Origin of the sequence: Halomonas kalidii (assembly GCF_030010475.1) — a bacterium.
GTDB lineage: Bacteria > Pseudomonadota > Gammaproteobacteria > Pseudomonadales > Halomonadaceae > Halomonas > Halomonas heilongjiangensis.
The window spans coordinates 1-20,998 of sequence record NZ_JASCQN010000034.1 but is presented as its reverse complement, the minus strand read 5'-3'; the positions used below and the strand labels follow the sequence as shown (position 1 = coordinate 20,998).

Sequence of the window (20,998 nt, the reverse complement as noted above, 5' to 3'; positions counted from 1 at the left end):
GGAGAATCGCCATGTTTTCCGAATACCTGCAACACCTGATCTACGGCTACTACCCGTATCTGGCCGGTACGGTGTTCCTGGTCGGCAGCCTGCTGCGCTACGACCATGGCCAGTACACCTGGAAGACCGGCTCCAGCCAGATGCTCTCGTCGAAGAACATGCGCCTGGCCAGCAACCTCTTCCATATCGGCATCCTGGTGATCTTCTTCGGCCACCTGTTCGGCATGCTGACCCCCCACTGGGCCTATGCGCCCTTCCTGTCGGCGGGTGCCAAGCAGATGCTGGCCATCGTCATCGGTGGCATCGCCGGGGTGATGTGCCTGGTGGGCGGCGCCATGCTGCTCTACCGCCGCCTGACCAACCCGCGGGTCAAGGCCTCGTCGAGCGTCATGGACAACGTCATCCTCGGGCTGATCGTCTTCCAGGCGGGGCTGGGCGTGATCAGCGTGTACTTCTCGCTGGGCCACCTGGATGGCGAGATGATGCTCACCCTGGCCGCCTGGGCCCAGGCGATCGTCTTCTTCGGCGGCGGGGCGGCGGACTACATGGCCGAGGTCTCCTGGATCTACAAGCTCCACGTCTTCCTCGGGCTGACCATCATCCTGCTGTTCCCGTTCTCGCGCCTGGTCCATGTCTGGAGCGTGCCCTTCGGGTACGTCACCCGGCGTTACCAAATCGTCCGTCGCAGAGGGTAAGGGAGACTGGACCATGCAGAAGATCGATATCGAACAGATCCCGGGGGGCGCCAGCCCCCCGCCCATCCGGGTCGGCGAGGCCACCATCGAGGAGGCCGCCATCGCCCAGGAGATGCAGTACCACCCGGCAGACAGCGCCGGCACTGCCCAGCTCAAGGCGGCCCGTGCGCTGGTGGTGCGCGAGCTGCTGCGCCAGCGCGCCGCGGCCCTGGGCCTGAGTGATGCGGCCAATGGCGAACTCGACGAGGCCGATGCCGCCATCGCCGAGTTGCTGGAGCAGGAGCTGGACGTGCCGGACCCCGCCGAGCAGGATTGCCGGCGCTTCCACGCCGCCCATCCCGAGCGCTTCAGCGAGCCCACCCGCCTGCGGGTACGCCACGTGCTGCTGGCCGCGGCCCCGGACGATGCCGCGGCCCGCGATGCCGGCTATCGCCAGGGCGAGAAACTGCTCGAGGAACTCGCCGCCGTGCCCGAGCGCTTCACCGAGTTCGCCCAGCGCCACTCGGCGTGCCCGTCGAAGGAGCAGGGTGGCGAGCTGGGCTGGCTGGCCCCGGGACAGACCGTCGCCGAGCTCGACCGTGCCCTGCAGCACCTGCCCGAGGGCCTCCATGAACGGCCGCTGGCCTCGCGCTACGGCTGGCACCTGGTCAGCATCGACGAGCGCGTCGAGGGGCGCGAGCTGCCCTATGAGCGGGTCGCCGAGCATGTCCGTCACAGCCTGCGCGAACAGGCCACCCGCCGTGCCCTGCGCCACTACCTGCTGGCGCTGGAGGCCGAGATCGGCGTCGAGGGGGTCACCCTGGACGACGATGCCGGCCGTTCATTGATGCAGTGACGGAGGATTCCCGATGGCCCATGTGCATGCCGATGCCTCCTTCGTGCCGCTGGGCATGGCGGTGCTGACCGTCTCCGATACCCGCGGCTTCGACGCGGACGGCAGCGGCGACCTGCTCAGCGGCCGCCTGACCGAGGCCGGCCACGACCTGGTGGCGCGCTGCATCGTGCCCGATGACGTCTACCGCATCCGCGCGGTGGTCTCCGAGTGGGTGGTGCGCGACGACATCCAGGCGATCCTGGTCAACGGCGGTACCGGCTTCACGCCCCGCGACACCACCCCCGAGGCGCTCTCGCCGCTGTTCGACAAGGCCATCGACGGCTACGGCGAGCTGTTCCGCCAGCTCTCCTTCGCGACCATCGGCAGCTCGACCATTCAGTCCCGGGCCGTGGCCGGAGTGGCCAACCGCACCCTGATCTTCGCCATGCCGGGCTCGCCGAAGGCCTGCGCCACGGCCTGGGACGGCATCATCAAAGCCCAGCTCGACGCCCGCACCCGGCCCTGCAACTTCGTCGCCATGGTGCTGCCAGAGGCCGGACGCTGCACGAGCCGCCAGTCGTCCGGCCGGGCTGGAGCCGTGATATGAACTGCGGTTGCGCGGAGGTCGTCACGCCCGGCCTGCTCGATCTCTTCGAGGCCCGTGCCCGGATGATCGCCGCCGCGGTGCCGGTCGCGGGCCGCGAGCGCCTGGCGCTGGCCGGGGCCCCCGGCCGCGTGCTCGCCGAGGACGTCATGGCGGCGCTGGACCTGCCGGGCGTCGACAACAGCGCCATGGACGGCTACGCCCTGTGCCTGACCGATCTCGAGGACGCTAGGGCGCAGGACCGTGGCCTGATGGTGGCACAGCGGGTGCCCGCCGGTGCCGGGGTGCTGCACCTGCCGCCAGGCGGCTGCGCGCGCATCTTCACCGGGGCGCCGGTGCCGCTGGGCGCCGACGCCGTGGTGCCCCAGGAGCGCATCCGACTCGATGCCCGGGGGCACGTGCACGTCGAGGGGGAGGTGTCGGCCGCTGCCAATATCCGCCGCCGTGGCGAGGAGACCCGTGCCGGCGAGCGGGTGCTGGCCGCCGGCACGCGCCTGACCCCGGCGGCCATCGCCCTGCTGGCGAGCCACGGCATCGCCGAGGTCACGGTGCGCCCGCGCCTGACGGTGGCGCTGATCTCCACCGGCGACGAGCTGATCGAGCCGGGCTCGCCCCGGGGGCCGGGGCAGGTCTACAACAGCAACGCCGCCATGCTGCGTGCCCTGCTGGCGCAGCAGCAGTGCGCGGTGCTCGACCTGGGCATCGTCGGCGATACGGTCCCGGCCCTGCGCGAGGCGTTCATCGTCGCGCGGGACAGCGCCGACCTGGTGATCTGCACCGGCGGGGTCTCGGTGGGCGAGGAGGATCATGTGCGTCCGGTGCTCGAGCGCCTCGGCGGTCTCGCCTTCCACGGCGTGGCCATGAAGCCCGGCAAGCCCTTCGCCTTCGGCTGGCTGGGCCCCGATGCCGAGCGCGGCACACCGCTGATCGGCCTGCCCGGCAACCCGGTGGCCTCGCTGGTCGGCTGGCAGTGGCTGGCGCTGCCCCTGGTGCATGGCCGCCAGGGCCGTGCCCCGGCCCCGCTGCAGCACTACCCGGTGGTGGCCGGTTTCTCGCGGCGCGGCCCGCGCGGGCGCCGCGAACTGTTGCGGGTGGTGCTCGACTGGACCGGTGGCGCCCCCGTGGCGTTCCTCGCGGGAGGCCAGGGCTCCCATATGCTCGGCGCCGCCAGCCAGGCCCACGGTTACCTGATGATCGAAGCCGATACCCACGTGGAGGAAGGGAATGCCCATGGATTCTGTCCCGTCGCCCAGTTCCTCGACTGAGCTGCTGTTCCGGCCCCGGCAGCTGCGCGACCTGGTGCGCGGGGTGCCCTGGCTCTCCGCGCTCGACGACGACGAGGTCGACGCCCTGCTGGCGGCCTCGGAGGTGCGCCACCTGAAGAGCCGCGAGTGGCTGTTCCGCCAGGACGCCCCGGCGCACTGGCTCTACATCGTCATCAGCGGGGTGGTCAGGCTGGTGCGCGACACCATCGACGGCCGCCAGGCGACCATCCGCTGCGTGGAGCGTGGCGGCCCCCTGGGCCAGCTGAGCATGGTGTCCAGCGAGGGGAGCTACCTCTATTCCACCGAGGCGCTGCGCCGCACCCACGTGCTGGCGATTCCCGCCCCCCGCTGCCGTGCGCTCATGGATACCCACCCGGCCTGCCGGGCGGAGTTCATGAGCCGCCTGGCCCTGGAGCTCACCGAACGCCTGGAGGACATGGCGCTGCTGACCCAGGCCGACGCCATGGCACGGCTGGTCAGCTACATCCTGCGCCAGTTGCCCGGCAGCCGTGCCAAGGGACCGCGGGTGGTGCGGTTGACCATTCCCAAGCGCTGGCTGGCCGCCCAGCTGGCCATGACCCCGGAGACCCTGTCGCGCCTGCTCGGCAAGCTGCGCGACAGCGGTGCCATCAACATCGACCGTCAGCGGCTGGTGGTGCTCGACGAGCAGACGTTGCGCGACGCCCTGCTGACCGACGACTGAACCCCGCAACGAGGGAGGCGAGATGTCCCGCAAAGCGAACCGGCCACGCACCCTGGTCTATGCCTGCTCCGGCTGTTCCGACGTGGCCCAGCTGGCCAACGAGGTCGCCCTGCGCCTCGACCACGCCGGCGTGGCGGAGATGTCCTGCATCGCCGGGGTGGGCGGCGGCGTACCGCCCCTGGTGCGCCTGGCCCGCTCCGGGCGCCCGATCGTGGCCATCGACGGCTGCCAGCTGCACTGCGCCAGCCACTGCCTGGCCAATGCCGGGGTGACGCCCACCGAGCACGTCAGGCTCTACGACCAGGGCCTGCGCAAGCGCAAGGGCCGGCTCTACGGCGAGGCGACCATCGCCGAGGTCACCGAGGGCGTCGGCGAGCTGATCGCCCGGCTGCCGATGGACCGGACGATGCGCGACGCGCCGCCGGCGGAGTGCCCCTCATGACGTCCCTGGTCGACGGCTTCGGCCGTGCCATCCGCTACCTGCGGCTCTCGGTCACCGACCGCTGCGACTTCCGCTGCGTCTACTGCATGGCCGAGCAGATGACCTTCCTGCCCCGCGCCCGGGTGCTGACCCTCGAGGAGATGGCCACCCTGTGCCGGGCCTTCGTCGAGCTCGGCGTGGAGAAGATTCGCCTCACTGGCGGCGAGCCGCTGGTGAGGCGGGGGATCGGCGAGCTGGTACACGAGATCGGGGCGTTGCCGGGGCTGCGCGACTTCGCCATGACCACCAACGGCGCCGGCCTGGTCAAGCACGCCAGGGCACTGCGCGACGGGGGCCTGACGCGCCTAAATATCAGCCTGGATACCCTCGACCCGGGACGCTTCCGTGCCCTGACCCGTACCGGCGAGCTGGCCCGGGTGCTCGACGGCATCCGCACGGCCCGCGACGCCGGCTTCGAGGGCATCAAGCTCAATGCGGTGATCCTCAAGGGGCGCAACGACGACGAGGTGCTCGACCTGGTGGCATTCGCCAGGGCAGAGAAGGTGGATATCAGCTTCATCGAGGAGATGCCGCTGGGCCAGGTCACCGGCCATGACCGGGCCGAGACCTTCTGCTCGAGCGATGCGGTACGCGCGACCATCGAGACCCGCCATGCCCTGGTGCCCACCACCGAGAGCACCCTGGGGCCGTCGCGCTATTTCCGCATGCCCGACAGCGAAAGTCGGATCGGCTTTATCTCCCCCCACAGCCATAACTTCTGCGATGCCTGCAACCGCGTGCGGGTCACCGCCGAGGGTCGGCTGCTGCTGTGCCTCGGCAACGAGCACTCGCTGGACCTGCGCGGCCTGATGCGTCGCCATCCCGGCGATCGCGAACGCCTCAAGGCGGCCATCGTCGCCGCCATGACCCGCAAGCCCGAGCGCCATCACTTCACCACCGGCGGCGAGGTTCAGGTGGTGCGCTTCATGAACATGACCGGCGGCTAGGAAGGGACGACTCTGCTAGGGTGAAGCGATCATCCAGCGCAGGAGAGCCGACATGCCCAGCCATCCCACCACGGGCCCTGATCGGGAGGCGCCCGACCCCCATCGCTGGCTGGAAGAGGTCGAGGGCGAGCGGGCACTGGAATGGGTGCGGGCACACAATGCCGTGGCCCGGGCCCGCCTGGAGGCCGATCTCGACTTCGCTGCCCTGCAGGCCGACCTGCTGGCGATCCTCGAGGCCGACGACCGCATCCCCTTCGTGGTTAAGCGCGGCGCGCACTACTACAACTTCTGGCAGGACGGGGCGCATCCGCGGGGGCTGTGGCGGCGCACCACGCCGGCGGAGTACCGCCAGCCCCGTCCGGCCTGGGAGGTGCTGATCGACCTCGATGCCCTCAACGCCGCCGAGGGCGAGAACTGGGTCTGGCACGGCGCCCACTGCCTCAAGCCGCACGACCCGGACGGGCCCTGGCGCCACTGCCTGATCTCGCTGTCGCGGGGCGGCGCCGACGCCGATGTGACCCGCGAGTTCGATCTCGTCGACAAGCGTTGGGTCGACGACGGCTTCTTCCGCGCCGAGGCCAAGGGAGGACTCGCCTGGATCGACCGCGACAGCGTCTACGCCTACACCGACTTCGGCGAGGGCTCGCTGACCGCCTCGGGCTACCCGCGTATCGTCAAGGCGTGGCGGCGCGGTACCCCGCTCGCCGAGGCCACCACGGTCTTCGAGGGCGACGCCGATGACATGGTGGTGGGTGCCGTGCGCGACCACACGCGCGGCTACGAGCGCGATTTCGTCAGCCGCGCCCGGGCCTTCTACGATAACGAGCTCTACCTGCGCGAGCCGGATGGTGCCCTGCGCAAGGTCGAGGTGCCGAACTCGGCCCGCAAGCAGGTACATCGGCGCTGGCTGACCCTGGAGCTGCGCGAGCCCTGGACGCTCGACGGCACGACCCACCCGGCGGGGGCGCTGTTGGCCGCCGACTTCGACGCCTTCATGGCCGGATCACGAGAGCTACGGGTGCTGTTCACGCCGACCGAGCGCACCTCCCTGGCGGATGCCACCTGGACCCGTCATCACCTCGTGCTCAATGTCCTCGACGACGTCAGGAATCGACTCTACGTGGTCACCCCCGGCGATGGCGAGTGGTCGTGCGAGCCGCTGGCCGGGGCGCCCGAGCTCGGTACGGTGAGCGTGAGTGCGGTGGATGACGAGGAATCCGACGACTATTTCATGATCGCCACTGGCTATCTCACGCCCACCACGCTGTATTACGGACGAGTCGGTGAGTCGCCGCGCGAGCTCAAGGCGGCACCGGCATTCTTCGATGCCGAGGGGCTGGCTGTCAGCCAGCATTTCGCCACCAGCAAGGACGGCACTCGCGTGCCGTACTTCATGGTCGCCAGCAAGGACATCGAGACCAATGGCAAGAACCCGACGCTACTCTATGGCTATGGCGGTTTCGAGATATCGCTGACGCCTGGCTACAGCGGTGGGATCGGGTGTGGCTGGCTCAGCCAGGGTGGTGTCTACGTGGTCGCCAATATCCGTGGTGGTGGCGAATACGGCCCGCGCTGGCACCGCGCCGCACTCAAGGCCAATCGTCACAAGGCCTATGAGGATTTCGCCGCGGTGGCCGAAGACCTGATTGCGCGTGGCATCACCTCGCCCAGGCATCTGGGCATCCAGGGTGGTTCCAACGGTGGCCTGCTGGTGGGCAACATGCTGGTGAAGTATCCACGGCTGTTCGGTGCCGCGGTCTGCCAGGTGCCGCTGCTCGATATGCGTCGCTATCACCGCTTGCTCGCCGGGGCGTCGTGGATGGCCGAGTACGGCGATCCCGACGGCGACGACTGGGCCTTCCTGCGCGAGTATTCGCCTTACCACAACCTCGACGCCGCGGCGGACTACCCGCCGCTGCTGCTGATGACCAGCACCCGTGACGACCGGGTCCATCCCGGCCACGCCCGCAAGATGATGGCGCGGATGCGCGAGCAGGGGCATCGGGTGCTCTACTACGAGAACATCGAGGGCGGCCATGGCGGCGCGGCCGACAATCGCCAGCGGGCCCATATGCAGGCCCTGGCCTTCACCTTCCTCAGAAAGAGGCTGTTCCCGGGGTGAGGTGATCGTCCAAGATCAAGGGTCGGCGTGCCGTTCGGTGTCAGTGGTCTTCAGGGGTCTGCCCACATCCGCAGCAAGTTGGCCAGGCTTTTCGACAGCATGTCGAAAGTGCGGGACTTGCCGCTCTCCTCGAAGACCTGACGCCGTGTGGTATCCAGATCGAACAGGATTTCACGCTGCTGAGGATCGCGGACCTGGCTCTGGGTCCAGCCGACGGCGGCCAGCCGCTGGCCGCGCGTCACCGGCTCGACCCGGTGCAGGGTCGAGGAGGGATAGAGGATCAGGGCCCCGGCGGGCAGCTTGTAGGCCTGTTCGCCGGCGGTGGAATCGATGAGCAGTTCGCCGCCGTCGTAGCTGTCCGGGTCGTTGAGGAAGAGGGTAAAGGACAGGTCCGAGCGCATGGCGCCTTGGGGCGTGGCCATCACCGCATCGTCGACATGGTTGCCGTAGCTCATGCCCTGCTCATAACGGCTGAACATCAACGGCTTGATGCGCTTGGGGCGAGCCGCCATCTGAAACAGCGGATGGCGTTGTAGTTCGGCGGTGAGTTCCTGGCGTAGGGCCGCTACCTCTGGTTGACGGCTGTCGGCCTGTTGATTGAGCTTGACCGTACGAGCATGCCACCCCGCCGTTTCGCGGCCGTCGCGAAAGGAGGCGTCAGCCAGGGTGGTTTGCACCCGTTGCAGCAGCTCGGCCGGAATGACCTGATCGATGCATAGGATCACGATTAGCGCTCCACTCCAGTAAAAATTGCCGTTAATTATAAACAAGCGTGAATGGTTTGCATTAAGCTTGCGCAGTCGGCACTCTCTGTAGTCGGCATCCGAACCGGCCTTCACGGCCGAGTGCTATGGCAAACGGAAATGAATAAGGAAGTCCCCATGTCCAACAATACTCGTACCAAGCTCTGGGTCGGCGTCGGCACATGTGTCCTGCTGGGTACCAGTACGGCCAGCTGGGCGGAGACCGAACTCCCGCCCGAGTTCACCCAGGGCCCCGATACTCTGATGCTCGCCCACAACGAGCAAGGCGGAGAAGGCGGAGAAGGTGGCGAGGGCGGTGAAGCCGGTTACCACAAGGAAGGGGGCGAAGGTGGCGAGGGCGGAGAAGCCGGCCATCATAAGGAAGGCGGTGAAGGCGGTGAAGGCGGTGAAGGCGGTGAAGGCGGTGAAGGCGGTGAAGGCGGTGAAGGCGGTGAAGGCGGTGAAGGCGGTGAAGGCGGTGAGGCCGGCCATGCCGAGGGTCCCGATCCGTTCGCAGTCTTTGCTTACCTGAACGCTTCCGCTGGTGGTGAAGGCGGTGAAGGCGGTGAAGGTGGCGAAGGCGGCGAAGGTGGCGAAGGCGGCGAAGGCGGAGAAGCCGGCCAGCATATCGATGCCTCCAACCCCGGTGTCTACTACACCAGCCTCGCCATGATGCAAGGCCACCTCGAAGTGGCGCGCGAGCTGTATCAAGAGGGTGAGCAAACCGCTGCCCAGCCTCACTTCGGGCACCCCATCCATGAGCATTACGAGGGGCTGGAACCCGCTTTCGAGCAGCGTGGAGTCGAGGACTTCGAAGATACCCTGCAAGCCTTGGTCGACGAGGTCCGTGAAGGTGGCGAATGGGGGCAGCACGAAGATGCCTACGAGGAGGCCATCGGTGCCATCGAGTCCGCCATGCAGGATGTCGATCCTGAATTGCGTGAAGATGTGGCCTTCCAGAGCCGTGTTCAATTGGCACTGGTACGCCAAGCCACGAACGAGTATGCCGAAGCGGTCGACGATGGCCAGTTCGTCAATGTCGTCGAATACCAGGATGGTCGTGGCTTCATGCTCGTTGCCAAGTCGCTGCTCGAGGCTCATGCCGAGCTCTTCCAGGCCAACGGTACCGAGTCCCTCGATGAATTGGTGTCGGCCTACGACGAAGCATTGCAGGCTTGGCCATCGGCAGAGGCACCAGAATCGCCGGTCATGAGCTCCGGTGAGCTGTCGGCCAGCATGTTCAAGCTTGAATCACAGCTCGGACAGTACTGAGACTCATACTGAAGAGAGCGGTCTTATTTCGCTCCTGCTAAGGCCTGCCCCAGGTGACTAGCCATCACCTGGGGCAGGCCTTCTTCGTTTCTGGAAGTGAAACCACGGCTGGCGAGATTCCTATCAGTGGCTGCGGGGGATGGCGATACGCCGCCCAGCCAGCACCGGCCATTCGCCGTCGGCGGGATGTGGCAGATGCGCGATATGCTCTGCCACGCTCTCGGGAAAGGCACTGGGGCGACCGTTTTCACTGCTCATGCCCATCAGCATCTGTTCGCTGGTAGCCAGCTCCCGGCCTTCGCTATCACGCATCGTGAAGAATACGTGCAAGCGCTTGGCATCGTGATCGAGCAGCATCAGGTCTACCACCAACAGCGCGCCTTCATGGGCCTCGCGCCGATAGCACAGGTGCGTTTCCAGGGTGTAGAGGGTATAGCCGTGGCGGGCCCGGCCGTCGACATCCAGGCCGATGCGGTCCATCAGCGCCTCCACCGCCAGAGAGAAGACCCGGGCGTATTCGGCATCGTTCATATGGCCGTTGTAGTCGACCCACTCCGGGGCCACACGGGTTTCAAGCAGAGGCATGCGGCGTCTCCTCTCCGATCTTGCCAGCCAGGCCCGAGTATCCCTGTGCCGGGTTGTCGGCTGCAAGGTTGCACGGAGAGGCGTTGGCATTCTTGGCTAAGGTGTGGGAGAAACGCTCACAAGGGCTGCGCCTTCCCCCGCGCTGCCCGCGCGAGGTGCCGCGGTTGATCGCCCGCGATGACGGCAGCGAGGTGACCTGCCACGCCCTGGAGGAGGAACGAATCGAGTGATCCAATCATGATGCTGGAGGCGCTCTCGCCGCTGCCGGCGAGCCTGAACCTGGGCCTGGTGCTGCTCTCGGTGCTGACCTCGGGGGTTTCCGCCGCGGCCGGCATCGGCGGTGGCACCCTGCTGATCATGGCGATGGCCCAGGTGATGCCGGCCACCGCTCTGATCCCGGTGCATGGCATGGTGCAGTTGGGCTCCAACGGCGGCCGGGCGGTGATGACCTGGCGGCACCTGGATCGCGGCCTGCTGGTGGCCTTCCTGCCCGGGGTGGTGCTGGGTGCCCTGGTCGCCGCCTGGCTGCTGGTGCGCCTGCCCGTCGGGGTGCTGGAGCTGTGCATCGCCGCCTTCGTGCTTTATTCCTGCTGGGGGTCTGGGTGGCCACAGCGCCTCCTCGGCCGCGGCGGCACCCTGCTCGCCGGGGCCCTGACCACCTTCCTCTCCAGCCTGGTGGGGGCCACCGGCCCGCTGGTCGCCGCCTTCGTCAAGCAGCACTTCACCGAGCGCCTGCCACGGGTGGCCACCTTCGCCGCCTGCATGACCTTCCAGCACCTCACCAAGGCCTTCGTGTTCGGGGTCGCTGGCTTCGTGTTCCGCGACTGGTTCGGCCTGATGCTGGCCATGGTGGCGGCCGGCGTCGTCGGTACCTGGCTCGGCCTGCGCCTGCTGCACCGGCTCTCCGACCAGCGCTTCGATACCCTCTTCAAGTGGATGTTGACGCTGCTCGCCCTGCGCCTGATCTGGCTGGGGGCGGGACGTCTTGGCGGGGCGTGACATGGCCGGCGAGATCGGGTGTGGCACTCTTCGGAAGCGGCGAGGGCTCCGCGACGGTGTCCCGCCGGCCAGCTAAGCTTTGTCTGAAAAGTCGGCGAGCGCAGGCAGTTTTCAGACAAAGCGTAGGCTCAGGGGTAGCGCACCTCCGCCGGCAAGGGAGGCGGCGGTGCGGCTCGTGTGTCCGGGAAGAGGAGCTTGTCATGCGTCGTTACGTATTTCTCCTGTGCGCCGCCTGCCTGTGGGCACTGGCCGGCTGTGCCGGCGTGCACGACCCGCGGGAAGGCGCCATCGAGCTGGTGCCCGGCCGGTCCTACCAGGTCATGATGGCGGGGCAGCGCTATTTCACCTTCACCCTGGAGGCCCCCGCCAAGGTGGTGCTGGAGAGCCACACCTTCCCCGCGGACGTGGGCTTCGTCTCTCCCGCGGGGCAACTGCTCGACAGCGAGGGGCGGGTCGTGGCACGCGACTGGACCAGCGGCGCCGACAGCAACTTCCGGATCGAGGAGTCCCTGGCGGCCGGCACCTGGTATCTGAGGGTCAGCAATCCCCATGCGTGCCGCTCGGCCTTCGACTGCCTGCATCGCGACTACCGCTACGAGGTGTTGCTGACGATCGCGGAGGACTGAGCGCGCTCGCGCGGACGCTGCAGGGCCTGCGGGAGGGCACCACACTGTGACTCGCGGCAAGGATCGACGAGGGATGAGGCGTCGTCACGCAAGAGACTTGCGCCAGTAATGCAATAATATAACATTGCGCATTTGATGCCCCGCAGGAGACCCTCCATGGCACCTAGCCCGGAAGCGCTGCGTCTGCTGGCCATGCCGGAAGACGACTACATGAACGACGAACAGCTGGCGTTCTTTCGCCGGCGGCTGCTGGCCGAGCAGACCGAGGTGGAGAGCCACCTCAAGGAAGTGCGTGACGCCATCGGTGCCCATCAGCGGGGGGCGATGAATTCGACCGCGCGGCGATCGAGGAGGAGACGCGCCTGCTGCTGCGCCAGGCCGACCGCGAGACACGGCTGCTGCGCAAGATCGCCCAGGCCCTGCGGCGGATCGACGAGGGCGACTACGGCTACTGCGAGGAGACCGGCCTGCCCATCGGCCTGGAGCGCCTGCTGCTGAGGCCCACCGCGACCCTCTGCCTGGAGGCCAAGGAACGCCAGGAGCTGCGCGAGCACCACTTCAGCAAATCCCGAGGAGACCAGTGATGACCACCGCGTCCGATACCCTGCCCGTCACCGTGCTGTCCGGCTTTCTCGGCGCCGGCAAGACCACCCTGCTCAACCACATCCTCGCCAATCGCGAGGGACGGCGCGTGGCGGTGATCGTCAACGACATGAGCGAGGTCAACATCGATGCCGCCATGGTGCGCGGCACGCCCGACGGTGACGGTGAGGTTGCCCTCAATCGGGCCGAGGAGCGGCTGGTCGAGATGAGCAACGGCTGCATCTGCTGCACCCTGCGCGAGGACCTGCTCGTCGAGGTCGGCCGCCTGGCGAGGGAGGGGCGCTTCGATCAGCTGGTGATCGAGTCCACCGGCATCTCCGAGCCATTGCCGGTGGCCGAGACCTTCACCTTCGAGGACGAGCACGGCCGCAGCCTCTCCAGCGTGGCCCGGCTCGACACCCTGGTCACCGTGGTCGATGGCGTCAATTTCCTCGACCAGTACCGCGAGGCCCAGTCGCTGGCCGAAGCCGGCGAGAGCCTGGGCGAGGAGGACGAGCGCAACGTCGCCGACCTGCTGGTCGACCAGATCGAGTTCTGCGACGTGTTGTTGATCAGCAAGACCGACCTGATCGACGCGGCCCGGCTCGCGGAGCTCGAGGCGGTGCTGCACTCGCTCAATCCCGATGCCGAGCTGATCCCCATGGCCCGTGGCCAGGTCGCGCTGGACAAGGTGCTCGCCACCGGCCGCTTCAGCTTCGAGCGTGCCCAGCAGGCCCCCGGCTGGCTCAAGGAGTTGCGCGGCGAGCACGTGCCGGAGACCGAGGAGTACGGCATCTCGAGCTTCGCCTATCACGCCCGCCGGCCCTTCCATCCGCAGAAGTTCCATGAGCTGCTGCACGGTGACTGGTTCGGCGGCCGGTTGCTACGCTCCAAGGGATTCTTCTGGCTGGCTACCCGGCCGCAGTTTGCGGGGCAGTGGAGCCAGGCCGGAGGCATTGCCCATCACGGTTTCGCCGGCCTGTTCTGGAAGGCGGTGCCAGAGTCGCGCTGGCCCGACGACCCGGAGTACCGTGCCGCCATCATGGCGAAGTGGCAGGAGCCCTTCGGCGACATGCGCCAGGAGCTGGTGTTCATCGGCCAGCACCTCGACCGGGAGCGGATCTGCCGGGCGCTCGACGACTGCCTGCTGAGCGACGGGGAACTGTCGGCGGGAAAGGCGGTCTGGGAAGCGTTGCCGGATCCCTTTCCGGCCTGGCAGTGATGGAGTGTGGAGTGAAGCCGGCAAATACGGCCCTTGTCCCACGTTTTTCACACTGTACAGTATGGATATCCTGTTCATAATGCATGTATGAAGGGCCGCGTCGACGGCGCGCAGGGGAACTCAGAGGGTACGCATATGGTGACCGCAACCATAACCACAATACGGCGCCATGGCATGGTGGCATTCGTGCTGCTGGCGTGTCTGGCCATGTCCATCGCCACGACGGCCCAGGCCAATCCGCGCTATGCGGCGATCGTGGTCGACGTCGAGAGCGGCGAGGTGCTGCACGCCGCCAATGCCGACGAGACGCGCTATCCGGCGTCTCTCACCAAGATGATGACGCTCTACCTGCTGTTCGAGGCGCTGGAGAACGGCTCCATGAGCCTGCACCAGGCGCTGCCGGTGTCGGCCCAGGCGGCCGCCATGCCGGCCTCGAAGCTGTGGCTCAAGGCCGGCTCCAGCATCGCGGTGGAGGATGCGATCCTCGCCCTGGTGGTGCGCTCGGCCAACGACGTGGCCGTGGTCATCGCCGAGGCACTGGCCGGCAGCGAACGCCAGTTCGGCCAGATGATGACCGCCAAGGCCCGTGAGCTCGGCATGCCGACCACCCAGTTCCGCAACGCCTCGGGCCTGCCCGACAACGGTCAGACCACCACCGCGCGGGACATGGCCACGCTGTCGATCCGCCTGATGAAGGACTTCCCGCAGTACTATCCCTACTTCTCCACCCAGAGCTTCACCTACCGCGGTACCACCCACAACAGTCACAACCGGCTGGTGCGTAGCTATGCCGGGGCCGATGGTCTCAAGACCGGCTTCATCCGTGCCTCCGGCTTCAACGTCGCCACCTCGGCGGTACGCGACGGCCGGCGTATCCTCTCGGTGGTGATGGGGGGATTCACCGCCCAGTCCCGCGATGCCCATATGGCCGACCTGCTCGACCGCGGCTTCGCGCGTGCCTCGCTGCTTGGCCGCGGTGACTGGGTCGCACAATCGGACTTCTCCGGCGACTTCATGACCAACAGCGGCGGCAGGCAGGCACCGGAGACTCCCGCGGCACCCAGTGGCGGGTCATCAACCCTGCTGGCCAGCCTCGAGACCTCCACGATCGAGCGCCAGGCGGCCACCTCGGCACCGCCCGCCGTGCGCTCGGGTACCGCGCAGGGCTCCGCGGAAGACCCGATCCGCGACCTGATCGCGCGCTCCGAGCCGTCGGCCGCTTCTCCCGAGCGGGTCGTACACCGCCTCGAACCGGTGGGGCCGAGCGGCGGCTGGGGAGTCCAGGTGGGCGCCTTCAGCAATGCCGACAACGCCCGCAGCCTGGCCAGCCGCGCCGCCGATCGCCTCACCAGCGAGCTGGCCGATGCGCGTATCGACGTGGACGAGATTACCGGGCCGCAGAAGATCTTCCGGGCGCGCCTGGTCAACCTCGACGAGAACCAGGCCTACCGCGCCTGCCGCAGCCTGGTACAGGAAGGCATGGACTGCATGGTGATCAACGCCGGGCTCTAGTGGCTGCCGCACGCTGAAGTGACCCCCTCAAGAACTGCATAAGCGATAATGCAGCTCTGGAGGGGGCTTCAGCGCCCAGTTACTGCTGGAAACTGTTAGCGCTAAGGCGAAGCAGGGAACAAAAGAGTGATGCTGAGGTATGCCAGCTCAGAACCCGAACCGGGGAGGGAAGCGAGAAAGCGAGGGCTCGCGATCAATCCATTCTTCCCATGCGAGTGCTTCAGCTTCATTCATTTGGTCATCCGTTAACAATTTTCCCCTTAACCGCTTACTACCTCTGATAAGCCCAGCCCCCTGGGTCTCAACATCAATAGCATGGAGAATGGCCCAGCCTTTCACAACATCCCTGTCATTTAAGCAAATAGGGAACTCGTCGGGATTTAAGGAGCAGGCGCCGATTAGTAGACGTGAATCATAGCTTCCATTATCGGAAGCTTTATTCGCCCAATGCCAAGCCTCTTCGTATTCTCCTTTATCGCGAAGAACACTCGAAAGCTGATCTATTGCAGGCACATAGCCTTGCTCCGCAGCTCGCCTAAACCACCCTTCGGCTGCTTCCAAGCGGCGGCTATTGGTCCAGTACCAGCCTCGGCCATCCAGGATTTGCGTACCAAGAATAGTTTGCGCCTCGGGTTGCCCGGCTTCAGCCGCGCTCTCTAACCATTCACCTGCCCGACTGGATTCGTCCAGCATCCGGTAGGTATGGAATAGTTCCAGCATGGCATCCGGATCGCCCGCTTCGGCCCTGGGCTTGACGATATCCAGAGCAGCATAATGCCAGTCATCGTAGCCCTCCGGGCATTCGTCGCCAGCGGTGCAGGCTCCGCCTTGGAACAATCGCAGCATGGCATAAACATCACCTTGCTCGGCGGCCTGTAGATACCACTCCATGGCTTCTGTCGTTAAGCCCATATTCCGCAGCCGGTGTACTTCACCCAGGTAGTACATGGCTTCAACATCACCAGCTTCAGCGGCAGGCTCTAGGTAAGGAATGGTTTCAGCGGAAATACCAATCCCATAAAGCCGCATCCCTTCGTCTTTCGCCGCCTGAGTGTCTGGCTCCAGCGCCAAAATATTGGTTGAAAATGCTAGCAATGTAAGCAGTAGTAATCTCTTTAGCATGCCGGTATCCACTAAATTAATTTTCTCTGTAACGTATACGGGTGCCGCGTCGCGTGGAGACGGTGTAACGGTATTCGTTTACATCGGCTCCCAAACGACTCGAGGAATCTCGATACAATCCCCTAGCATCACTAGCTTCAATGCTATTGGTATTATTTTGTGCCATAAATTGATCCAGTCGCTCACGGTTATGACAATACGCCTGCACCCAGCTTTGAAAACTGTCGTGACGACCATCTTGCGACATTCTGGCTACTGCTCTCTCAAAGAGCTGCTTAGCATCCTCACGAGCATAATGCCCACTCGCGATATAGCCCTCTTCCAACCATTCGAGGCAGTTGGAAATGGCTATTTGCTGAAGGTCAATGGCTCTACCACGGTCAAATTCCTCATCTTCCACGGTATAACCAAACCACCCAGGCGAGGTCGCAAGCGTATTCAGCAGTGGCCCCAGCGCCTCGGGCGACAGATGCTGTACCCACTTGGCGAGTTGCTCTCTATCACTACCTGTACGTCTTACGATGACATAAGCAATCAGCCCTGCTCGATCGCTCTGTGTCATCAGGTCGTAGAGCCGGCGGATGCCATCCAGCCCCTGGGCGGCGAGCAGGCCCACGTCCAGCAGCGTGGTCGTCGCTAGGTAAGCCAGATAGCTCATGCCTTCGTAGGCGTCGCGGTCCACCCAGTCAACGAAGCCATAGTCGTTGTCGCGCAGCGCCTGGCTGAGCATCATCAGCCACAGGTTCAGCTGCTGCAGGTCCAGCTCCATGGCGATCTGGCCGCCCACGCCCTTGCCCGCCACGACCTTGCCCTTGAAGTAGGCCACGAACCTGCCCTGGTGAACGCCCAGGCGCAGGCCGAGCTCGCCGCCTATCCCGCCAGCGGCTTCCAGCCCCAGCACGGCATGGCCGAGAGTGCGCCAGGCGGTGAGTTCGTGCTGCTGGTTGCTCAAGGTCAGCCAGTCGCGGTCGGCCAGTTGGGGCAGCTGCCGGGTGATATCGGCCGGCGGCTGCCAACGTATGCTACAGCGCGTGTTGACCCCTACCGTGGCACCGGCAAAGGCCTTGAAGGTGGCCCCTTGGGCCTCGCGCTGGGCCCACTCGAGCCCGGTGAGCTTGACGCCGTTATGGTCGAAGCCCAGCCCGGTTTCGGCCGTCAGCGCCAGGGTGGCGCCCGCGAATCCCTTGGCGACCGCCGCCACTTGCAACGAGTAGCAGCCGAGATCGCGTAGCTCGTTCTCGCGTTGCGTCAGTACCGCGGCGAATGGTACGGCATCGCTTTCGTGAGGAAGGTGCAGCGTACCCAGGCTGATCTCACCACGTGCCAGGCTGTAGGTGCCTTTCAATTCCAACTGGTATTTGGCCCCAGCACTGGAGCGCGTGCCGCTTGAGCCCTCGGCGGCACGCCAGGGGCCGTGGCGAGGGCCGCCAATGTTGCGCTCGCCGGCGACTTCGCGACGCTGCTGCATTTGCGCCGATACCGAGCCTTCCGCCTTCGATTTTTCTTCCCACTCGAAGAGTTCCAGCGAGGCCTCTCGCTCGATCAGGGTCACCGGTTCGTCGAGGTGGGTATCCAGCGCGTCGTTCAGCGAGGCATGGGGCATGCCCACCAGGCGCAGCATCTGTGCCTGAGCGCTGGCATCGAACAGGCGCAGGCGCTCACGGCTGGGGCCGGTGAACAGGATGCGCTGCAATGTCTCCGCCCAGGCGCTCTTGGCGCTTCCTTGCTGGAGAGACTGCACCTCATACCCTTGGGCGTCGAGATAGTCGAAGAAAGCGTCGGGCACGAAGAAGCCCAGGCGTTCCTCGAACCATTCGGCGCGTCGCTCGATGCGCTCGCAGCCGCGCCGGGCCAACCAGTTGGAGAGGGCCGTTTCGTTGGCCTGCCATAGCGTGGCAGGAAGCACACCATCTTGCTCTAGGTGGTGCATCAGAGTGGCGCGCTCGCCATCACGAATGTCACGCATCAAGTGCAGCAGGCTGACGTGACTGAGCGGATAGTTACCTAACGGAGAACTGAACTCGCGCAGTGGAAAGTCCTTGCGCACTAGGACATCGATGGATTGCCGTTGGTAGCCAAGCGCATGACGCTGGTCATCAATATCCGCTTGCCAGAACAGCACTCGGCGTGGGCGCATGTTCTCAACTTGGCGTTCGGCCAGTTGGTACAGGGCATCCAGTTGGTCAGTCAACTGGTTAAATGCCTGGCGTTCATCATCGAATAGGTGCAAAGGCAGGGATGCGTTACGTGCGGTGGCTGTTGCCCATTCGGACAGCTTGTCTTCGACCTCTTGAAAGAGATCCGCAGCGGTTTTTAGGAGGCGATTATAGTAATCAAAGGCATTGACGCCCGGTTCGAGCCTGCCGTTCATGCTGGACGTGGTCACATTGGCTAGCGCCCATTCAGGCGTTGCCACTCCCAGCGTTGCCAGGGCGAGGATGCTGTCTTGGTAAGCGGTTACCTCGGCGCCCAGGTGCTCCACTTGATGGTGGATAAAATCCCCGATGACTTGGCAACGAGAGGAGTCTACCGGTGACATGGCCTCACAATCGGCAAGGAAGGCCTGGTACTCTGCCAGTGCTTCTCTAACGGGGATAAGCTCGCCCGGACGCTCGACGGAAGCGACTTCTCTGATCACCCTGTCGCGGCATTGGCGATAGGTTTCCAGTGCCGATTCGATCTCCGCTTCCCAGGGGCCGTAGTAGCCGCCGCCTTCGATCACATAGCCTTCCTCCCTGGCGCGCTCCATGCCCCGGCGATAGAGGGCATGAAGCTCCTCCACCAGGCGGGTCTCCTCGTCGTTCCAGTTCCAGAGACGGGAGGCGCCTACAGGAAATGGAAAGACCCAGAACCAGGGGTTCTCGCTCAGCGGGGTATGGGCGCTGACGCGCTGAGCCGGATCCGCCTCCTCGTCGCCGCGTTCCTGCATCAGTTCGCCCAGGCGCTTCAGCTTCTCGCCTGCCTGATCGCGCTCGGCTGCCTCCAGGAAGTTTTCCGGCCGCGCCGGCAGGAAACACTCCATCACGCCGGCATCCTTGGAGAGGTGTTCCATGCGCTGGATGGGGTCTTCCACTTTCACCCAGCCGGCGAGCTCACCGGCGGCTTCGTGCAGGGCGTCGGCGACCTCCTCGGTGAGCAGCCAGAAGGCGCCGGTTCCGGTGAGATAGAGGATGTCGGCCCAGGGGGCCGCTTCGCAGGCCATCGGGGCCGAGGCTTCCTGGCCCCCTTCATAGGGGGGCAGCTGGAATTCAGGCAGGATCAGCGGGGAGTGCAGGCTTCCGGGCCGGGAGTTCGAGGTCATGAATGGCGCTCCAGTTCGCTGATTTTCTGCTGCACGGTGAGGCTCGCGTCGAACAGGATGGCTTGGGCGTGGCGCCACGTTGCAGCATCGGCGTGGCGAACCAGGGGCAGCAGGCGCTTCCTGTCCCGCCAGCGTGCGATGTCTGCCTCGGCGAGCTGTGTTAGCCGCTCCAGCCATTCGGGCGGCAGTTTCTGCAGCGGTATGTCGGCCGCCTGGCTGAGCCACCAGGCGCGCTGGATCTCTTTCAGGGCCCGTTCCAGTTCGTGGGTAAGCGGCGGCGCCGCGGCTTCGTCAGCTTCATCAGTGGGTAGCCACGCCTGCCAGTGCGGCAGTGGCGTGGGCGTGACGACCTGCCCGAGCGGCCCGATGCAGTGGGCGTAGCTGGTGTCGCTGCCGGCGGCGAGCAGGGTCGTCCAGGCGGCCGGGTCCTGCACGTTGACCAGCGACTGGCCGCCATGGGGGTCGTCGAGCACGAACAGGCGGCGCAGGTGGTCGGCCAGGTCAGCGAGACGGGTGTCCTGCGCGGGCTGGAAGGCCCAGCCGCAGCGCTGCTCTTGGCACAGCGCGGCGGCGGCCTGCCAGGCCTCGCTGCCTAGCTTGAGTTCTATCAGCCAGGGGCTCGCTTCGATGAGCGGGGCCAGGGGCGTGCCAGCGAACAGGGTCAGGTAGTCGTGCCAGCCGGGCTGGCCTACGAGTGCGGCGCAGCGCTCGGCGGCACGACGCTGATCAAGTACCAGGAAGACGGGGCGATGGGCAGCGAAGCACGCGGCCACGGTGTCGACTCGCTGGCTGCGCTCGCCGATACGGGTCAGCCAGCCAGGCATGGGCAATCCTCCCGGCTGCACTGGGTATCGCTCAGCTTGCCGCACAGCGGCATCAGCGTCGCGTCGGAGAGCTGGTAATCCTTGAGCTTGGGCAGGGCGGTGGGCGGTATCGCCTCATGCCCCTCGGGCACCGCCCGTCCCGGCAGCAGCGGCGTTTCGGCGGCCTGGCCGGAGCCCGAGCCGGGGCTGCCGCCGGCGTTGACCTTCACCGTGGGCCCGACCAGGGTCACGCCGCTACCGTCGAGCTTGAGGAAGCTGCCGCCGGCATTCAGCGTCAGTTCGCTGCCGGCTTCCAGCACCACCTTGTGGCCGGCCTTGATGTGCAGCTCGCGGCCGCTCTCGGTGAGCCAGGCCTGGCCGGCCTGGACATGCAGGCTGCCCTGCACGATCAGGTGCTGGCTGCCGTCGGTCTGCTCATGGCGGTTGCCGCGCACGGTGTGGTGTTCGTCGGCGTGGATCTCGCCGATTCGGTCGTTGTGCACGGTGAGGAAGCTGTCGTTGCCGATCTCCTCGGTGCGGTCGTTGTTGGTCAGCAGCTCCAGGTCCTTCTGGGCGTGCAGCCAGATCTGCTCGCGCTCG

Annotated in this window: 21 protein-coding genes; 15 read left to right on the top strand and 6 right to left on the bottom strand. The window is 66.0% G+C overall.

The features are described 5' to 3' along the window. Positions 1 to 11: 11 nt before the first annotated feature. From narI to QLQ85_RS10030, 8 genes are read left to right on the top strand one after another with little or no spacing between them, the layout of a single operon-like run. Positions 12 to 695: a respiratory nitrate reductase subunit gamma gene (narI, locus tag QLQ85_RS10065; RefSeq protein WP_282738873.1), complete on the top strand. Its 684-nt coding sequence runs from the start codon at positions 12 to 14 to the stop codon at positions 693 to 695. 13 nt (positions 696 to 708) lie between these two features. After that, the gene (locus tag QLQ85_RS10060) at positions 709 to 1,530 is read left to right on the top strand and encodes a peptidylprolyl isomerase (RefSeq protein WP_282738872.1); all 822 of its coding nucleotides are present in this window, start codon (positions 709 to 711) and stop codon (positions 1,528 to 1,530) included. A 13-nt stretch (positions 1,531 to 1,543) separates the two neighbouring features. Next, positions 1,544 to 2,116: a molybdenum cofactor biosynthesis protein B gene (gene moaB, locus QLQ85_RS10055; protein WP_282738871.1), complete on the top strand. Its 573-nt coding sequence runs from the start codon at positions 1,544 to 1,546 to the stop codon at positions 2,114 to 2,116. Continuing rightward, entirely contained in the window at positions 2,113 to 3,378 is a 1,266-nt protein-coding gene (locus QLQ85_RS10050) for a molybdopterin molybdotransferase MoeA (RefSeq protein WP_282738870.1), read from the top strand. The genes moaB and QLQ85_RS10050 overlap by 4 nt, the downstream gene beginning before the upstream one ends. Next, complete coding sequence (locus tag QLQ85_RS10045; protein WP_282738869.1) at positions 3,344 to 4,081, top strand: Crp/Fnr family transcriptional regulator; 738 nt, start codon at positions 3,344 to 3,346, stop codon at positions 4,079 to 4,081. The genes QLQ85_RS10050 and QLQ85_RS10045 overlap by 35 nt, the downstream gene beginning before the upstream one ends. A gap of 22 nt (positions 4,082 to 4,103) precedes the next feature. Beyond that, complete coding sequence (locus tag QLQ85_RS10040; RefSeq protein ID WP_282738868.1) at positions 4,104 to 4,523, top strand: putative zinc-binding protein; 420 nt, start codon at positions 4,104 to 4,106, stop codon at positions 4,521 to 4,523. Next, the gene (gene moaA, locus QLQ85_RS10035) at positions 4,520 to 5,509 is read left to right on the top strand and encodes a GTP 3',8-cyclase MoaA (RefSeq protein WP_282738867.1); all 990 of its coding nucleotides are present in this window, start codon (positions 4,520 to 4,522) and stop codon (positions 5,507 to 5,509) included. Before QLQ85_RS10040 ends, moaA begins: the two co-directional genes overlap by 4 nt. A 52-nt stretch (positions 5,510 to 5,561) precedes the next feature. Continuing rightward, positions 5,562 to 7,631 (top strand): prolyl oligopeptidase family serine peptidase, encoded by a 2,070-nt coding sequence (locus tag QLQ85_RS10030; RefSeq protein ID WP_282738866.1) that lies wholly within the window; start codon positions 5,562 to 5,564, stop codon positions 7,629 to 7,631. Positions 7,632 to 7,681: 50 nt separating this feature from the next. Here the strand turns inward: QLQ85_RS10030 and QLQ85_RS10025 are convergent, their stop codons facing one another. Continuing rightward, positions 7,682 to 8,470 carry a Fe2+-dependent dioxygenase gene (locus tag QLQ85_RS10025; protein WP_282738865.1) on the bottom strand — a complete coding sequence of 263 codons (789 nt, stop codon included), beginning with the start codon at positions 8,468 to 8,470 and terminating at the stop codon, positions 7,682 to 7,684. A 42-nt stretch (positions 8,471 to 8,512) separates the two neighbouring features. Here QLQ85_RS10025 and QLQ85_RS10020 point away from each other — a divergent pair, with 42 nt between their 5' ends. After that, positions 8,513 to 9,646 carry a hypothetical protein gene (locus QLQ85_RS10020; RefSeq protein WP_282738864.1) on the top strand — a complete coding sequence of 378 codons (1,134 nt, stop codon included), beginning with the start codon at positions 8,513 to 8,515 and terminating at the stop codon, positions 9,644 to 9,646. A gap of 123 nt (positions 9,647 to 9,769) precedes the next feature. On the opposite strand, the gene QLQ85_RS10015 is transcribed toward QLQ85_RS10020, so the two are convergent. After that, a complete protein-coding gene (locus QLQ85_RS10015; RefSeq protein ID WP_282738863.1) occupies positions 9,770 to 10,231 on the bottom strand; it encodes a thioesterase family protein in 462 nt (153 codons plus the stop codon). Between the two features lie 83 nt (positions 10,232 to 10,314). On the opposite strand from QLQ85_RS10015, the gene QLQ85_RS10010 reads away from it, so the two are divergent. From QLQ85_RS10010 to QLQ85_RS09985, 6 genes are all read left to right on the top strand, one after another. Further along, the gene (locus QLQ85_RS10010; protein ID WP_282738862.1) at positions 10,315 to 10,461 is read left to right on the top strand and encodes a hypothetical protein; all 147 of its coding nucleotides are present in this window, start codon (positions 10,315 to 10,317) and stop codon (positions 10,459 to 10,461) included. Positions 10,462 to 10,468: 7 nt separating this feature from the next. Next, positions 10,469 to 11,230: a sulfite exporter TauE/SafE family protein gene (locus QLQ85_RS10005; RefSeq protein ID WP_282738861.1), complete on the top strand. Its 762-nt coding sequence runs from the start codon at positions 10,469 to 10,471 to the stop codon at positions 11,228 to 11,230. A 200-nt stretch (positions 11,231 to 11,430) separates the two neighbouring features. Next, complete coding sequence (locus QLQ85_RS10000; protein WP_282738860.1) at positions 11,431 to 11,856, top strand: PPC domain-containing protein; 426 nt, start codon at positions 11,431 to 11,433, stop codon at positions 11,854 to 11,856. 344 nt (positions 11,857 to 12,200) lie between these two features. Continuing rightward, the gene (locus tag QLQ85_RS22910) at positions 12,201 to 12,440 is read left to right on the top strand and encodes a TraR/DksA C4-type zinc finger protein (RefSeq protein ID WP_456070440.1); all 240 of its coding nucleotides are present in this window, start codon (positions 12,201 to 12,203) and stop codon (positions 12,438 to 12,440) included. Then, a complete protein-coding gene (zigA, locus tag QLQ85_RS09990) occupies positions 12,440 to 13,660 on the top strand; it encodes a zinc metallochaperone GTPase ZigA (RefSeq protein ID WP_282738859.1) in 1,221 nt (406 codons plus the stop codon). The genes QLQ85_RS22910 and zigA overlap by 1 nt, the downstream gene beginning before the upstream one ends. A 174-nt stretch (positions 13,661 to 13,834) precedes the next feature. Continuing rightward, entirely contained in the window at positions 13,835 to 15,172 is a 1,338-nt protein-coding gene (locus QLQ85_RS09985) for a serine hydrolase (protein WP_282738858.1), read from the top strand. A gap of 147 nt (positions 15,173 to 15,319) precedes the next feature. Here the strand turns inward: QLQ85_RS09985 and QLQ85_RS09980 are convergent, their stop codons facing one another. The 4 genes from QLQ85_RS09980 to QLQ85_RS09965 form a co-directional block, all read right to left on the bottom strand. Then, positions 15,320 to 16,294, bottom strand: coding sequence for a tetratricopeptide repeat protein (locus tag QLQ85_RS09980; RefSeq protein WP_282738857.1), 975 nt, complete (start codon positions 16,292 to 16,294; stop codon positions 15,320 to 15,322). 16 nt (positions 16,295 to 16,310) lie between these two features. Beyond that, entirely contained in the window at positions 16,311 to 19,595 is a 3,285-nt protein-coding gene (locus tag QLQ85_RS09975) for a hypothetical protein (protein ID WP_282738856.1), read from the bottom strand. Continuing rightward, the gene (locus QLQ85_RS09970) at positions 19,592 to 20,419 is read right to left on the bottom strand and encodes a DUF4123 domain-containing protein (RefSeq protein ID WP_282738855.1); all 828 of its coding nucleotides are present in this window, start codon (positions 20,417 to 20,419) and stop codon (positions 19,592 to 19,594) included. The genes QLQ85_RS09975 and QLQ85_RS09970 overlap by 4 nt, the downstream gene beginning before the upstream one ends. Beyond that, the coding region (locus QLQ85_RS09965) for a bacteriophage T4 gp5 trimerisation domain-containing protein (protein ID WP_407650376.1) at positions 20,404 to 20,998 on the bottom strand (595 nt) is incomplete at its 5' end. The genes QLQ85_RS09965 and QLQ85_RS09970, both read right to left, overlap by 16 nt.

What these genes read in the sequence shown, in the direction of transcription:
- narI (WP_282738873.1), top strand. Translation starts at nt 12, where the DNA reads ATGTTTTCCGAATACCTGCAACACCTGATCTACGGCTACTACCCGTAT.
- QLQ85_RS10060 (WP_282738872.1), top strand. Translation starts at nt 709, where the DNA reads ATGCAGAAGATCGATATCGAACAGATCCCGGGGGGCGCCAGCCCCCCG.
- moaB (WP_282738871.1), top strand. Translation starts at nt 1,544, where the DNA reads ATGGCCCATGTGCATGCCGATGCCTCCTTCGTGCCGCTGGGCATGGCG.
- QLQ85_RS10050 (WP_282738870.1), top strand. Translation starts at nt 2,113, where the DNA reads ATGAACTGCGGTTGCGCGGAGGTCGTCACGCCCGGCCTGCTCGATCTC.
- QLQ85_RS10045 (WP_282738869.1), top strand. Translation starts at nt 3,344, where the DNA reads ATGGATTCTGTCCCGTCGCCCAGTTCCTCGACTGAGCTGCTGTTCCGG.
- QLQ85_RS10040 (WP_282738868.1), top strand. Translation starts at nt 4,104, where the DNA reads ATGTCCCGCAAAGCGAACCGGCCACGCACCCTGGTCTATGCCTGCTCC.
- moaA (WP_282738867.1), top strand. Translation starts at nt 4,520, where the DNA reads ATGACGTCCCTGGTCGACGGCTTCGGCCGTGCCATCCGCTACCTGCGG.
- QLQ85_RS10030 (WP_282738866.1), top strand. Translation starts at nt 5,562, where the DNA reads ATGCCCAGCCATCCCACCACGGGCCCTGATCGGGAGGCGCCCGACCCC.
- QLQ85_RS10020 (WP_282738864.1), top strand. Translation starts at nt 8,513, where the DNA reads ATGTCCAACAATACTCGTACCAAGCTCTGGGTCGGCGTCGGCACATGT.
- QLQ85_RS10015 (WP_282738863.1), bottom strand. Translation starts at nt 10,231, where the DNA reads ATGCCTCTGCTTGAAACCCGTGTGGCCCCGGAGTGGGTCGACTACAAC.
- QLQ85_RS10005 (WP_282738861.1), top strand. Translation starts at nt 10,469, where the DNA reads ATGATGCTGGAGGCGCTCTCGCCGCTGCCGGCGAGCCTGAACCTGGGC.
- QLQ85_RS10000 (WP_282738860.1), top strand. Translation starts at nt 11,431, where the DNA reads ATGCGTCGTTACGTATTTCTCCTGTGCGCCGCCTGCCTGTGGGCACTG.
- zigA (WP_282738859.1), top strand. Translation starts at nt 12,440, where the DNA reads ATGACCACCGCGTCCGATACCCTGCCCGTCACCGTGCTGTCCGGCTTT.
- QLQ85_RS09985 (WP_282738858.1), top strand. Translation starts at nt 13,835, where the DNA reads ATGGTGGCATTCGTGCTGCTGGCGTGTCTGGCCATGTCCATCGCCACG.
- QLQ85_RS09980 (WP_282738857.1), bottom strand. Translation starts at nt 16,294, where the DNA reads ATGCTAAAGAGATTACTACTGCTTACATTGCTAGCATTTTCAACCAAT.
- QLQ85_RS09975 (WP_282738856.1), bottom strand. Translation starts at nt 19,595, where the DNA reads ATGACCTCGAACTCCCGGCCCGGAAGCCTGCACTCCCCGCTGATCCTG.
- QLQ85_RS09970 (WP_282738855.1), bottom strand. Translation starts at nt 20,419, where the DNA reads ATGCCTGGCTGGCTGACCCGTATCGGCGAGCGCAGCCAGCGAGTCGAC.